Source organism: Nonomuraea sp. NPDC050643, assembly GCF_040654715.1.
Classification (GTDB): Bacteria; Actinomycetota; Actinomycetes; order Streptosporangiales; family Streptosporangiaceae; genus Nonomuraea.
Genome location: NZ_JBFAIM010000006.1, coordinates 132747 through 146126, shown reverse-complemented (window position 1 = coordinate 146126; position 13380 = coordinate 132747). Strand labels below are relative to the sequence as shown.

12 protein-coding genes are annotated in these 13380 nt (G+C 74.0%); 8 read left to right on the top strand and 4 right to left on the bottom strand.

What is annotated here, in order from left to right:
• The first annotated feature begins 6 nt into the window (after positions 1-6).
• Both AB0I15_RS09970 and AB0I15_RS09965 read left to right on the top strand, forming a co-directional pair.
• Positions 7-3036 (top strand): AAA family ATPase, encoded by a 3030-nt coding sequence (locus AB0I15_RS09970; RefSeq protein WP_358092438.1) that lies wholly within the window; start codon positions 7-9, stop codon positions 3034-3036.
• A 216-nt stretch (positions 3037-3252) separates the two neighbouring features.
• Positions 3253-4062 carry an alpha/beta hydrolase gene (locus AB0I15_RS09965; RefSeq protein WP_358092843.1) on the top strand — a complete coding sequence of 270 codons (810 nt, stop codon included), beginning with the start codon at positions 3253-3255 and terminating at the stop codon, positions 4060-4062.
• Positions 4063-4189: 127 nt separating this feature from the next.
• On the opposite strand, the gene AB0I15_RS09960 is transcribed toward AB0I15_RS09965, so the two are convergent.
• Positions 4190-4600: a VOC family protein gene (locus tag AB0I15_RS09960; protein ID WP_358092436.1), complete on the bottom strand. Its 411-nt coding sequence runs from the start codon at positions 4598-4600 to the stop codon at positions 4190-4192.
• 171 nt (positions 4601-4771) lie between these two features.
• Between AB0I15_RS09960 and AB0I15_RS09955 the strand changes: the two genes are divergently transcribed.
• The gene (locus AB0I15_RS09955; protein ID WP_358092434.1) at positions 4772-5212 is read left to right on the top strand and encodes a helix-turn-helix transcriptional regulator; all 441 of its coding nucleotides are present in this window, start codon (positions 4772-4774) and stop codon (positions 5210-5212) included.
• A 10-nt stretch (positions 5213-5222) separates the two neighbouring features.
• On the top strand, positions 5223-5633 hold the full coding sequence (locus AB0I15_RS09950) for a VOC family protein (protein WP_358092432.1): 411 nt from the start codon (positions 5223-5225) through the stop codon (positions 5631-5633).
• A 33-nt stretch (positions 5634-5666) separates the two neighbouring features.
• Here AB0I15_RS09950 and AB0I15_RS09945 read toward each other — a convergent pair whose 3' ends face one another.
• The gene (locus AB0I15_RS09945) at positions 5667-6224 is read right to left on the bottom strand and encodes a carboxymuconolactone decarboxylase family protein (protein WP_358092430.1); all 558 of its coding nucleotides are present in this window, start codon (positions 6222-6224) and stop codon (positions 5667-5669) included.
• 130 nt (positions 6225-6354) lie between these two features.
• Here AB0I15_RS09945 and AB0I15_RS09940 point away from each other — a divergent pair, with 130 nt between their 5' ends.
• Both AB0I15_RS09940 and AB0I15_RS09935 read left to right on the top strand, forming a co-directional pair.
• Positions 6355-7146, top strand: coding sequence for a helix-turn-helix transcriptional regulator (locus AB0I15_RS09940; RefSeq protein WP_358092428.1), 792 nt, complete (start codon positions 6355-6357; stop codon positions 7144-7146).
• A gap of 62 nt (positions 7147-7208) precedes the next feature.
• Entirely contained in the window at positions 7209-7682 is a 474-nt protein-coding gene (locus AB0I15_RS09935) for a GNAT family N-acetyltransferase (RefSeq protein WP_358092840.1), read from the top strand.
• On the opposite strand, the gene AB0I15_RS09930 is transcribed toward AB0I15_RS09935, so the two are convergent.
• Positions 7616-8011 (bottom strand): class I SAM-dependent methyltransferase, encoded by a 396-nt coding sequence (locus AB0I15_RS09930; protein ID WP_358092426.1) that lies wholly within the window; start codon positions 8009-8011, stop codon positions 7616-7618. The genes AB0I15_RS09935 and AB0I15_RS09930 overlap by 67 nt on opposite strands.
• A 228-nt stretch (positions 8012-8239) precedes the next feature.
• Between AB0I15_RS09930 and AB0I15_RS09925 the strand changes: the two genes are divergently transcribed.
• Positions 8240-9373 carry a hypothetical protein gene (locus AB0I15_RS09925; RefSeq protein ID WP_358092424.1) on the top strand — a complete coding sequence of 378 codons (1134 nt, stop codon included), beginning with the start codon at positions 8240-8242 and terminating at the stop codon, positions 9371-9373.
• Between the two features lie 2 nt (positions 9374-9375).
• On the opposite strand, the gene AB0I15_RS09920 is transcribed toward AB0I15_RS09925, so the two are convergent.
• Positions 9376-9834 carry an Lrp/AsnC family transcriptional regulator gene (locus tag AB0I15_RS09920; protein WP_358092422.1) on the bottom strand — a complete coding sequence of 153 codons (459 nt, stop codon included), beginning with the start codon at positions 9832-9834 and terminating at the stop codon, positions 9376-9378.
• Positions 9835-9988: 154 nt separating this feature from the next.
• Between AB0I15_RS09920 and AB0I15_RS09915 the strand changes: the two genes are divergently transcribed.
• A complete protein-coding gene (locus tag AB0I15_RS09915) occupies positions 9989-13375 on the top strand; it encodes an indolepyruvate ferredoxin oxidoreductase family protein (protein ID WP_358092420.1) in 3387 nt (1128 codons plus the stop codon).
• Positions 13376-13380 lie beyond the last annotated feature (5 nt).

Below are 13380 nucleotides of genomic sequence, written 5' to 3'. Positions count from 1 at the left end.
GAACGCGTGTCCCCAGTCACGAGCGCACCCGTGCTGCGCGGCCGCGGCGAGGAGGAGCGCGCCCTGCGGCGGCTGCTCGACGACGCCCGCGCCGGCTCCGGCGGGGCCCTGCTGGTGGTGGGCGCGCCGGGCATAGGGAAGACGGCGCTGCTCGACCTGGCCGCGGCGCACGCCTGTCCCGCCTTCCGCGTGCTGCGGGTCTCGGGGGTGGCGTCGGAGTCGCGGCTGCCGTACGCGGGGCTGCACGGCCTGCTGCGCCCTCTCGCCTCGGCCCGCTCCCTCGTGGACACCCTGGAATCCGGTACGCCCCCCGGTGGACCGCCCGGTGGACCGCCCGGTGGACCGCCCGGTGGACCGGCCAGTGGACCGGCCAGTGGACCGGCCGGGGGACTGGCGCTGCCCGCCGCCGTGCTGGGCGCGCTGTCGGCGGCGGCGGCCCGGCAGCCGGTGCTGGCCTGCGTGGACGACGCGGACCTGCTGGACCAGGCCACCCGCGAGGCACTGTCGTTCGCGGCCAGACGGCTGTCCGGCGAACCCGTCGCCCTGCTGTTCACGGCCCCGGACACAGCCCGACCGACCGCCCCGGACGGAGCCTGGCCACCAGCCACAGACGGAGCCTGGCCGACGGCCGTGGGGCCGGGCGGGCGCTTCGGCCGGGGGTGGCCGGGCGGGCTGGAGGGTGTGCCCGTGCTGGCGTTGCGGGGCCTGGACGCGGTGGCCGTGCGGGAGCTGGCCGGGGACCTGGCGCCGGGCGGGATCCCCGAGGACCTGCTGGCGGCGCTCGACCAGATCGCCCGCGGCAACCCGCTCGCCCTGACCGAGCTGATCGGCTCGCTCACCCCCGACCAGCTCGCGGGCCTGGCCGCCCCACCGGAGGCGCTGCCCAGGGGCGGCCGGCTGTGGGGCGAGCACGCGGCCCGCCTCGCGTCCCTGCCCGACCAGGTGCGCCCGCTCCTCCTGCTCATCGCCGCCGACCCCGGCCTCGACCCGGGCACGCTGATCCAGGCGGCCCGCCCCACGTGCGCCCTCACCGCGCTGGAACCGGCCGAACGCGCGGGCATCCTGCAGACCGCCGGTGACCGCTACGACTTCCGCGACCCGGCCCTGCGCGCGGTGGCCTACCACGGCGCCTCCCTCGCCCAGCGCCGCGCCGCCCACCGCCTGCTCGCCACCCTCCTCGAACCCACACCCCCGAAGAACCCCGCCTCCGAAACCACCACCCCCGAGAACCCCGCCGACCCCACCCACTCCAGCCCCGCGCACACCAACCCCCCACACTCCGGCCTGGCGAGCACCGGCCACGCGAGCACCGGTCTGTGCGAGGGTCGGGAGGGGGACGGTCTTCGGCGGTTACGGCGGGCGTGGCATCGGGCCTGTGCTCTCGACGGCCCGGCGGGAGAGCTGGCCGACGAGCTGGCCGCGGCGGCTCTCGACGTCCGCCGCCCGCGCGGCCATCCGGAGCCGTACCTGGCGCTCGAGCGGGCCGCCGAGCTGACCGGCCACGACGACCCCGCCAAGGTGGAGCGCCTGGCCGCCGCCGCCCGGCACGCGTGGGTGGCGGGCCGTCCCCAGGTGGCCCGCTCGCTGCTGGCCAGGCTGCGCACCCTCACGGCGCCCGACGAGCTGCGCGCCCACGTACAGCTCCTGCACGGCAGCCTCGAACTCCTGCGCGGCGAGACCGGCAGCGCCCGCGAGGAGCTGCTGTCGGCGGCGGCGTGGCTGCTCGAAAGCCACCGCATGCTCGGCGTGCGCGCGCTGGTCAGGGCCGCGGACGCCAGCTACCGGGCGGGCGACAACCGGGCGTTCATCGCGATCGCCCGCCAGGCCGCCGCCCTGCGCCGCCCCGACGAGGCAGTGCCCACGCAACTCATGTTCGAGTATCTCGCCGGGATGGCCTCCACCTTCAGCGGCTCGCACCAGGAGGCGGCGGGCCCGCTGCGGCGCGTGGTCGAGCTGGCGGAGACCGTCCGCGATCCCATCGTGCTCGTGTGGGCGTGCGTGGCCAGCATGATGCTCGGCGAGGACGCCACGGCCCACCGCCTGTCGGCCCGCGCCGTCGAGGCGGCCCGCGTGCGCGGCGCGGCCTCGGCGATGCCGCAGCTCCTGGACTACATGATCTACCCGGAGATCTGGATGGGCCGCTACGCCTCCGTCGCCACGACCGCCGCCCAGGGCCTGCGCCTGGCCCAGGAGACCGGCCAGCTCAACACGGCGGCCCAGCATCTGGCCTGGCTGGCGATCACGGCGGCCGTCGAGGGCGACCAGGAGACCTGCCGGACGCGCGCCGACGCCGCCATCGACCTGGCCGACGCCCACGACCTGGGCATCGCGGGCGCGATCGGCAACTGGGCGCTGGCCTACCTCGACCTGTCGGCCGGGCGACCGGCCGACTGCGCCCACCGGCTGCGCGCCGAGCGCCGCAACAGCAGCCACGTCGTCATCAGGGTCATGGCCACGCCGCACTTCATCGAGGCGTGCGCGCGGACCGGCGACCACGAGGGGGCGGGCACCGCGCTGCGGGTGCTCGAACGCTGGGTCGGCAGCACGCGCAGCCCCGATCTGCGCGCGCTGGTGTCGCGCTGCCGCGCCCTGCTCGCCCCGCCGGGCGCGGCCGAAGAGCTGTTCCGCGAGGCCCTCGACCTGCACGGCCAGGGCATGTACGAGTTCGAGGCCGCCCGTACCAGCCTCCTGTACGGCAGCGCCCTGCGCCGCGACCGCCGCCCCGGCGCAGCCAGGACCCACCTGCACGCGGCCCTGGAGACCTTCGAACGCTACGGCGCCCGCCTGTGGAGCGAGCAGGCCAGGACGGAGCTGCGCGCCTCCGGCGACCCGGTCCGCCCGGCCCTGTCCGCCACCACGGGCCAGCTCACGGCCCAGCAGTTACAGATCGCGCGCATGGTGGCCGAGGGCGCCACCAACAAGGAGGTGGCCGAGCAGCTCTTCCTGAGCCGCCGTACCATCGAGCACCACCTCAGGAACATCTTCAGCCGCCTCGGCATCCGCTCCCGGGTCGAACTGGTACGCCTCATGTCCTGATCGCAGGACCGGTGATTTCACCGATGCACGGCTGACTGCGCATCCGAACAATGGCGACAGACAGCAGTCACCCTCACCGAGCTCCCCGACGAGCCCTCCGATGAGGACCCCCCAACGAGCAGGGAGTATGACGACGTGCAGCTCTCCACCCCCCGATCCGGCGCGCGAACGTTGACCAAGCTCGCCCTCACCGTCTCACTGATCGGCGGTGCCCTGATGGCCGCCTCCCCCGCCCAGGCGGCGGGCCCGTACGACCGCGGCCCCGACCCCACCGACGCCATCCTCGAGGCGAGCCGCGGCCCGTTCTCGACCGCGCAGACGAGCGTCTCGTCGATCAGCGTGAGCGGCTTCGGCGGCGGCACGATCTACTACCCGACCGACACCAGCCAGGGCACGTTCGGCGCGATCGCCATCTCACCCGGGTACACCGCCAGGTGGTCCAGCCTCTCGTGGCTCGGCCCGAGGATCGCCTCGCACGGCTTCGTCGTGATCGGCATCGAGACCAACACGCTCTACGACCAGCCCGCCAGCCGGGGCCGCCAGCTCCTGGCGGCGCTCGACTACCTGGTCGAGGACAGTACGGCCACGGTGCGCAGCCGCATCGACGCCTCCAGGCTCGCGGTGGCCGGCCACTCGATGGGCGGCGGCGGCACCCTGGAGGCCGCCGACGACCGCCCGTCCCTGCAGGCGGCCGTGCCGCTGGCCCCCTGGAACCTGACGAAGTCGTGGTCGGGGATCCGCGTCCCGACGATGATCATCGGTGGTGAGAGCGACAGCGTCGCCTCGGTCTCCACCCATTCCGAGCCGTTCTACCAGAGCATCCCGTCGTCGTCGGAGAAGGCGTACCTGGAGCTGAACAACGCCAGCCACTTCTTCCCGCAGACCACCAACACCACGATGGCCAAGTCGATGGTGGCCTGGCTCAAGCGCTTCGTCGACGACGACACCCGCTACGAGCGCTTCCTCTGCCCGCCGCCCAGCGGACTGGCGATCGAGGAGTACCGCCACACCTGCCCGAGCTCCTAGACCGCGACCAGAGCACGACCGGACCACGACCCGATGACGGCCGCAGGCGGGCGGCCGTCATCGGCCGTGCCGCTCGCCGTGCCCGTCCTTTGCCGCACCCGTTCCCGCCGTTGCGCGGACGCCCGGTTCAGCTCAGCTCGTTGATGCGGATCAGGTTGCCCGCGGGATCGCGGACGGCGCAGTCGCGGACGCCCCACGGCTGCTCGGTCGGCTCCTGGACGATCTCGGCGCCGCCGTCGCGCAGCCGCGCGAAGGTGCCGTCGAGGTCGGAGGTGGCCAGCAGGATGCCGGCGTAGGTGCCCTTGGCCATCATCTCGGTGATGGTGCGGCGCTGGTCGTCGGTGACACCGGGGTCGGCGGCCGGCGGCTGCAGGACGACCGACGTGCCGGGCTGTCCGGCGGGGCCGACCGTGATCCAGCGCATCCCCTCGTATCCGACGTCGTCGCGGACCTCGAAGCCGAGGACGTCGCGGTAGAAGACGAGGGAGGTGTCCGGGTCGTCGTGCGGGAGGAAGCTCGCGTGAATGGTGATGTCCATGGCGGTCACGCTAGGTGCGTCCCGGCGGCCGGCGCTTCTCGATTCCTGACCGGTCCCGCCGCCTCGCCCCGCCACGCGCGACGGCCCGCGGGAGGGGTCCGCGCGCACTCCGGGCAGAGGCCTGTCCCCGCAGGTCAGCGACTTGTCGTAGGGCGGGTGTAGCCTTCCCTCATGACTCCGCAAGACCTCGCCAACCTCGCGCACCTGCGGCGGGCGCGAGATCTGATCGACCGGGAATACGCGCGTCCGCTCGACGTTCCGACGATGGCCCGCCACGCGCTCATGTCGCCGTCGCACTTCTCCCGCCAGTTCCGGGCGGCCTACGGCGAGACGCCCTACAGCTACCTCATGACCCGCCGCATCGAGCGGGCGATGGCGCTGCTGCGCGCCGGGGTCAGCGTGACCGACGCGTGCATGGCGGTCGGCTGCACCTCGCTCGGCTCGTTCAGCTCGCGCTTCACCGAGCTGCTGGGCGAGACGCCGAGCGCCTACCGTTCCCGGGAGCACGCCGCCGTGACGGCGATGCCCTCGTGCATGGCGAAGACGCACACCCGCCCGATCAGGAACGCGCCGAGCAGGATCGGAGAAGCGGAACGCGAAGCAGCCGCCTAGCGTTGACGGCATGACCATCGCACTCCAGTACTGCCACATCACCGTCAACGACGTGGACGAGGCGCTCGGCTTCTACCGTGACGCGCTCGGCCTCGAGGTCCGCAACGACGTCGCCTCCGGCGACCACCGCTGGGTCACCCTCGGCAGCCCCGACCAGCCGGGCCTCGAGATCGTGATCTCCAATCCGCACGCCGGCCGGTCGCAGGCCGATGGCGACGCCCTCCAGGAGCTGCTCACCAAGGGCGTCCTGCCGATGACCGTCTTCCGCACCGACGACCTCGACGCGACCTTCGAGAGGGTGCGCGTCTCCGGCGCCGAGGTGCTGCAGGAGCCCATCGACCAGCCCTGGGGCCCGCGCGACTGCGCCTTCCGCGACCCCTCGGGCAACATGGTGCGCATCTCGCAGGAGCCGAAGGGATAGCCCACGACCGGGCAGTCCCCGCCGCCGCGGGGCTCAGGGGGCGTCGTGCCAGGTCTGGGCCGACAGCGCGGCGTCGAGGGCCGTGCCGGTCACGTTCGCGACCCAGTTCGCCAGGGTGGTGTACGCGGCCTGCGTGATGACCTCGAGCACCTGCGCCCGGCCGTACCCGGCGGCGAGCAGCGCCTCGAGTTCGGCCCTGCCTGCCAGCCCGCCCGAGCGCAGCACCGCCCGGGTGAAGGCGGCCAGCGCGGCCGCCCGGCCCTCCGGCAGGTCCTGCTTGCCCGCCCGCAGGGCCTCGATCACCTCCGCCGGCACGCCCTCGCGCGCGGCGAAGGCCGAATGGGCGGCCACCGAGTATGCGCACCGGTTGGCCACACTGACCGCGAGGCCGACGATCTCCCGCTCGACCCCGGTGAGCGCCGTGCCACGCAGCGCGCGCTGGAGCTGGTTGAACCCGTCGATCACGGCCGGGGCGCCGGCCATCGCCCCGGCCAGGGCGGGCACGAACCCCACCCGCAGCCGCAGCTCGTCCAGCGGCTGCCGGGACGCCTGCGGCGCCGAGTCGACGGTGTGCACGGTGAAGCGGGTCATCCTGGACCTCCGGTGGCTGAGCCGCGGGCCGTCCCGCGGCGGCAGGCACCACTGTCCGGCCCTCCGCGTACGGTTCCAATTCCCTCCGAGGGAAGTGCGCGCGGGCGCCGCAGGCCGTTGACTGGCGAGGGTGAGGACATCGGATTCGCCCCTGGGCCTGCTGCTGCGTCACTGGCGGCAGGTCCGGCGGATGAGCCAGCTCGCCCTGGCCCACCACGCCCAGGTCTCGCCGCGCCACCTCAGCTTCATCGAGAGCGGCCGCTCCTCGCCCAGCCGCGAGATGGTCATCACGCTGGCGGGCGCGCTGCGGGTCCCCCTGCGCGAGCGCAACGACCTGCTGCTCGCCGCCGGGTACGCCCCCGTCTACCGCGAGAGCGACCTCGCCGGCCCCGCCATGACCCAGGTACGCGCGGCGCTGGAGCGGGCGCTGGCCCACCACGAGCCGTACCCGGCCGTGGTCATGGACCGCCACTGGAACCTCACCCAGGCCAACCCGTCCGCCGAGGCGATGTTCGGCCACCTGCGCGGGAGTCCGCCCGCGACGGCGGGCGCCAACGTGATCCGCCTCATGTTCGACCCCCGCGAGCTGCGTCCTCACGTCGCCAACTGGGAGCAGGTGGCGCCGGCGCTCATCCAGCGCGTCCACCGCGAGGCCGTGGGCGGTGTCCCGGACGCGGTGACCAGGGCGCTGCTGGCGGAGGTGCTGTCCGGGCCCGGCCTGCCCGCCGGCTGGCGCGAGCCCGACCTGACCACCGCCCTCCTGCCGATCATCCCGGTCACCTTCGCCAAGGACGGCCTGACCGTGAGCTACTTCTCCATGATCACCACCGTCGGCACACCCCAGGACGTCACCGCGCAGGAGCTACGGGTGGAGAGCTTCTACCCCGCGGACCCCGGCACCGAGCGGCACCGCTGGACGTGACCACATACGGTGATCTGGTGACATTTACCGTAATTCCGGCCTCGCCACACGACGGAGACGTGGTGGGAGAGATCCACGCCGAGTCCTGGCAGGCCGCCTACGCCGGCTTCTTCGCCTCCGAGTTCTTCGACGAGGCGGTACGGGACCGGCGCGGCCGATGGCACGGCAGGCTGGCCGAACCCGGCGAGAACACGGCCCTGCTCGCCGCCCTCGGCGGCCGTCGGCTGGCCTTCTCCTACTTCGGCCCCTCACCGGACCGGCCGGGCTGGGCGGAGATCTTCGGCTTCTACGGCCACCCGGACGCCTGGGGCACCGGCATCGCGAAGACCCTGATGGCCGCCACCCTGGAGGCGATCCGGGCGCGCGGCTTCGAGCGCGTCCACCTGTGGACCCTGCGGGACACGCCGCAGTCGCGCCGCTTCTACGCCAAGAGCGGCTTCCGGGAGTCGGGCACCGCACGCGAGCACGACTACGGCGACGGCCACCCCCTCGGCCAGGTCGAGTACGAGCTCATCACCACCGGACGAACCGCATGACCAGGAACACGGGGAACCGGGCGGCGTCCGGCCGCCGCTCCGCCCATTCGGGAGCCGGTTCGGGCTCGGCCACCTCCTCCAGCCAGAGGCCGTGGCGGCGGAAGGTGTTGAGGTAGGTCGAGAGCGTGCGGTGGTCGGCCCCGACCTGGCGGCGCAGTGACGACAGCTCGCCGTCGGCCCGCCACCAGCTGCGCGTATCGGATGGTCCGGGGCTCGGCGGCGCGCGCCTTGGCGATCAGGGCGGCCGAGAGGTCGGCGCCCACCACGTCGGCGCCCCGGCCGGCCAGCGCGCGGCTGATCCGGCCGTGCCCGCAGGCGATCTCCAGCACCCGCCGGCACGAGGCCGTTCGTCCAGCGCGGAATCAATGGAAAGCCGCTGCCACGGGGCCGATGGCGGGTGCGGCGGAAAAGCGGCGGCGGGGGCGGTGGGAGTGGCGGTGGGGCGGGCAAAGGCTCCGCCACGGCGGCGCATGGAAGCGGTGGGATCGCCCCCGCGCACCGGCCGCCCGGCGGGAGGATCACTCCGGGTCGAGCAGGCACGGCAGCGGGGGTACGACATGGGCAGGCCCGAGATCGCGGCGATCATCGCGCTCGGGGCACTGGGCGGCTGCACCTCGGCCGCCGCCGCCCCCGTACCCTCGCGACCGGCCCTGCGGATGGACTCGTCCATGACCCCGATCCCGATGATCATCGGTACGGAGTCCGTCTACGCGATGACCGTCACCAACCCCGACGCCCAGGACGCCTCCGACGTCACCATCACCGCCACCCTGGACCAGCACGTCACCCCCGGCCGGCTCCCGCTGAGCTGCTCGCTCACCACCCGCACCGTCACCTGCGGCGGCACCGGCCTGACGATCCCGGCGGGCCGGAGCGTACGGTACGAGATCCCGCTCACCACCGGCCCGGCGCTCCCCGACGGCACGCCCATCGTGAACCGCGCCCACGTCACGGGCGGCGACGCCACCCAGTTGGTCAGCCGCGCCCAGGCCGTGAGCGACGTCGAGATCGTCGCCGACGGCCCGGCCCACGCGAAGACCGGCACCGGGCTCCCCTACACGCTGACCGTCACCAACCGGGGCCCGTCGCGGGCGGAGGACGTCACCGTCCAGAGCCCCGCCCCCGGCGACCGGGCCACGATCGCCGCCGGCCCCGCCGAGTGCCCGGGCAACGGCCTGGCCTGCCACCTCGGCGGGCTCGCCCCGGCCGAGACCCGGACGCTCACGTACACCATCGTCCCGGACGTCCCCGGCGTGCTGGAGAACTGCGCCACCGTCGAGACCTCGGGCCGCGACGACGACCTCGGCGACAACCGCACCTGCGCGGACACCACCGTCAGGCCCGCCCCCACCCCGAGGCCGCGCCCGAGCGCCCCCACGCCCCGCGCCCGGGGCGAGCGGAAGACGGCGGAGCGGCCACCCGAGGCCGAGGCCGAGGTCAGGCCCAGGAGGCACCGCGAGCCGCGCCCGGCGCCGGTCGCGGGCGACGTACCCGCCGTCCCTCCGCCCGCCCACCACCGCGACCCCGGCTCACTGGCCCTGACCGGCGCGTCGCTGTGGATGCTGGGGCTCGGCGTCGCGGTGCTCCTCGCCATCGGCCTGCTCGTGCACTGTTTCTCCCGCCGCGAGAAGACCCCGGACGAGCCCGCCCGGCGCACGAAAACCCCGGACAAGGCCGGACGGGCCCCCTGACCTCACCTCGGGCGCGGTGCCAGCGCGTCCCGCGTCCACGATCCGAGCACCAGCAGCGTCTTGGTGCCCGTCACGTCCCCGGCCCTGCGCAGCCGGTCGATGACCTGCTGCAGGTGCCCCAGGTCCCGCACCCGTACGTGGATCAGCGCGTCGGGGTCGCCGGCGATCGTGAACACCGCCTGCACCTCGGGCACGTCCGTGGCGGTCCTGACGATCTCGCTGACCGGCGTCGTGCCGGGGTAGCGCAGCTCGGTGAACGCCTCGATGCCCCACCCGAGCTTGCCGTAGTCGATCTGCACCGTGAACCCGGTGATCACGCCGAGCTCCCTGAGCCGGTCCACCCGCCGCTTGACCGCCGCCACCGACAGCCCGACCAGCTCGGCCATCTCGGAGAACGTCCGGCGCCCGTCCTCCCTCAGCAGGCGCAGCACATGGTGATCGATCTCGTCCACGTCGGACACGGAGCACACCTCCTGGAGGCGCAAAGAACATCAGCGACGAATCCTATGTACTCATATTGTTTGCGTCTTCGGCCCAGTTTCTCATCTAATACTTGCGCACACCATGTCAGCGTTGCTGTGCTGGGAATCACACGTACGACGCCAGGAGGTTCGCATGAGCGCGAGCGAGGCTCCCGCCCCGGTATCGCTCGACGACAAGTACGCGGCGCGAGACGGCCGGGTGCTCATCTCCGGGATCCAGGCGCTGGTCCGCCTGACACTGGAGCAGCGCCGCCTGGACGAGGAGCGCGGGCTGGACACCCGGGCGTTCGTCACCGGCTACCAGGGCTCGCCGCTGGCCGGCGTGGACCTGGAGATGGGCCGCGCGGCGCCCTTCCTCGATCAGGCGGGCGTGGTGTTCCAGCCCGGCCTGAACGAGGAGCTCGCGGCCACGGCGGTGGCCGGCACCCAGCTCCTCGAACAGGTGCCGGGCCGGCGCCACGACGCCGTGACCGGCTTCTGGTACGGCAAGAACCCCGGCCTCGACCGGGCCGCCGACGCCGTCCGGCACGCCAACGTGGCCGGCACGGCCCCGCTCGGCGGCGCGGTGGCCTGGATCGGCGACGACCCCGGCTGCAAGTCCTCCACGCTGCCCAGCTCGTGCGAGCCGATGTGCCAGAGCCTGTCCCTGCCGCTGCTCGCGCCCGGCTCGGTCGCGGAGATCATCGAGTTCGGGCTGCACGCGGTCGCCATGTCCAGGGCCATCGGGCTCTGGGTGGGCCTGAAGATCGTCGCGGACATCGCCGACGCCTCCGCGACCGTCGACCTCGGCCCTCTGCGCGCCGGCATCCCGGCACCCGACCGCGTCTCCCGAGGCTCCGCCCCCATCCTGCTCGGCCCGGCCGCCCTGGACGCCGAGCACGACATGCTCACCCGCCGCCTCGACCTGGCCCGCGCGTACGCCCGCGCGCACGGCCTGAACCGGATCATGTCCGGCGCCGGCAACACCACCCTGGGCGTCCTCGCCTCGGGCGCCACCTACGCGGTGGTCCAGCGGGCCCTGACCGACCTGGGCCTGGACGAGGCGGCCAGGGACGAGCTCGGGCTGCGGCTGATCAGGATCGGGATGCCGTTCCCCCTCGCGTACGACGAGCTGGCGGCCATGACCGCCGACCTCGACCGGGTGCTCGTGGTCGAGGACAAAGTGCCGTTCCTGGAGGGACACCTCAAGCAGGCCCTGTACGGCGGCGAGCGCGCCCCGGCGGTCGTGGGCAGGGAACTGCTCACCGCCCGCGGCACGCTGGGCGCCGAGGACGTGGCCAAGGCCATCGCCACCTGCCTGGGCATCGAGCGGCCCACCCCGGCGGCACGGGGTCCCCGGCGGGGGCTGCTGCCGGTGGTGGCCGCGCGCACGCCGTACTTCTGCTCGGGCTGCCCGCACAACACCTCCACCCGCACCGCCGACGGCACGCTGGTCGGCGTCGGCATCGGCTGTCACGCGATGATCGCGCTGGACGGGCACGGGCGCGGCACCCAGGTCGGCATCACGCAGATGGGCGGCGAGGGGGCCCAGTGGTTCGGGCTGTCGCCGTTCACCGAGGACCGGCATTTCGTGCAGAACCTGGGCGACGGGACCTTCCACCACTCCGGCTCGCTGGCGATCAGGGCGGCCGTGGCGGCCGGGGTGTCGATGACGTACAAGCTGCTCTACAACGACGCCGTCGCCATGACCGGCGGGCAGCGCGCGGAGGGCCGGCTGGACGTGCCCGCGCTGACGCACGAGCTGGCCGTCGAGGGCGTGCGCGGGATCGTGGTGACCACGCCGGAGCCGGAGACGTACCGGGGGGTGCGGCTGGCGCCGATCGCCTCCGTACGGCACCGCGACGACCTGCCCGACGTCGAGAAGGAGCTGGCCGCGCTGGACGGCGTGACCGTGCTGATCCACGACGACCGGTGCGCGGCCGAGGAGCGGCGGCTGCGCAAGCGCGGCAAGGTGCCCGCCGCCACCCACAAGGTCGTGATCAACGAACGCGTCTGCGAGGGCTGCGGCGACTGCGGCGAGGTCTCGACGTGCCTGTCGGTGCAGCCGGTCGAGACCGAGTACGGCCGCAAGACCCGCATCCACCAGGCCTCCTGCAACACCGACCTGAGCTGCCTCAAGGGCGACTGCCCGTCGTTCCTGCTGGTCGAGCCGGGCACCCCGGTCAAGAGGCGCCAGACGCCGCCGCCCCTGCCCGTGCGGCCGCCGGACCCGGTCCCGAGGGGCGGTGACGAGGTGCTGATCAGGATGCCCGGCATCGGCGGCACCGGCGTGGTCACCGTCTCGCAGATCCTGCAGATGGCGGCCCACCTCGACGGGCTGCACGCGGCCGGGCTCGAGCAGACGGGGCTGGCGCAGAAGGGCGGGCCCGTGGTCAGCGACGTGCGCATCTCGAAGCGGGCGCCGGAGGGCTCCGTACGCGCCTCCCGGGGCGGCGCCGACGTGCTCATCGGGTTCGACGTGCTGGGCGCGGCGGCCGACGCCACCCTCGCCGTGGCCGCCCCGGAGCGTACGGTCGCCGTGCTGAACACCTCGATCGTGCCCACCGCCGCCATGGTGACCGGCCGCGTGCCGGTGCCGGGCCACGCCGACGCGGTGGCGCGCGTCGAGTCCGCCACCAAGGAGCACCTCTGCGTGGACGCGCACGCGCTGTCGGAGGCCCTGTTCGGCGACCACATGCCGGCCAACCTGCTGCTGCTCGGCGCCGCCTACCAGCACGGCTGCCTGCCGGTCGGCGCGGCGGCCATCGAGCGGGCCATCACGCTCAACCGGGCCGCCGTCGAGCAGAACCTGGCCGCCTTCCGCTGGGGCCGCGCCGCCGTGGCCGACCCCGAGGCCGTCCGCGCGGCCGTCCTGCCCGACCCGGAGCCGGAGCCGCAGGGCCTGGAGGAGGCGGTCGCCACCCGGGTCGCCGACCTGACCGGCTACCAGAACGCGACCTACGCCCGCACGTACGCCGAGGACGTCCGCGAGGTGACCGCCCTGGCCACCGAGCGGGCGGGCGCCGGGTCCGGCTCGGCGATCGGCCTCGCCTACGCCCGCGGCCTGCACAAGCTCATGGCCTACAAGGACGAGTACGAGGTCGCCCGCCTGCACCTCGACCCCGTCGAGAAGGAGCGGCGCGAGCGCGAGTTCGGCCCGGACGCGGTCGTGTCGGTGCTGCTGCACCCGCCGGCGCTGCGCGCGATGGGCATGAAGCGCAAGATCAGGCTGCGCCGCTCGGCCGGCGTCCTGTTCCGCGGGCTGCGGGCCGCCCGGGTGCTGCGCGGGACGGCGTTCGACGTGTTCGGCCGCGCCGAGGTGCGCCGGGTCGAGCGGGAGCTCGTCACCGAGTACCGTGACCTGGTCCGTACCGCCCTGAACCACCTCACCCCCGCCACCGCCGCCGCCGTCGAGGAGATCGCCGGCCTGCCGGAACTCATCCGGGGGTACGAGGACATCAAGCTCGCCCGGGTCGCCCGGTTCCGCGAAAGCGCCAGGACCGCGCTGGAGCGCCTGGACGAGTCCGCCCCCGCCGTCTGAACCGC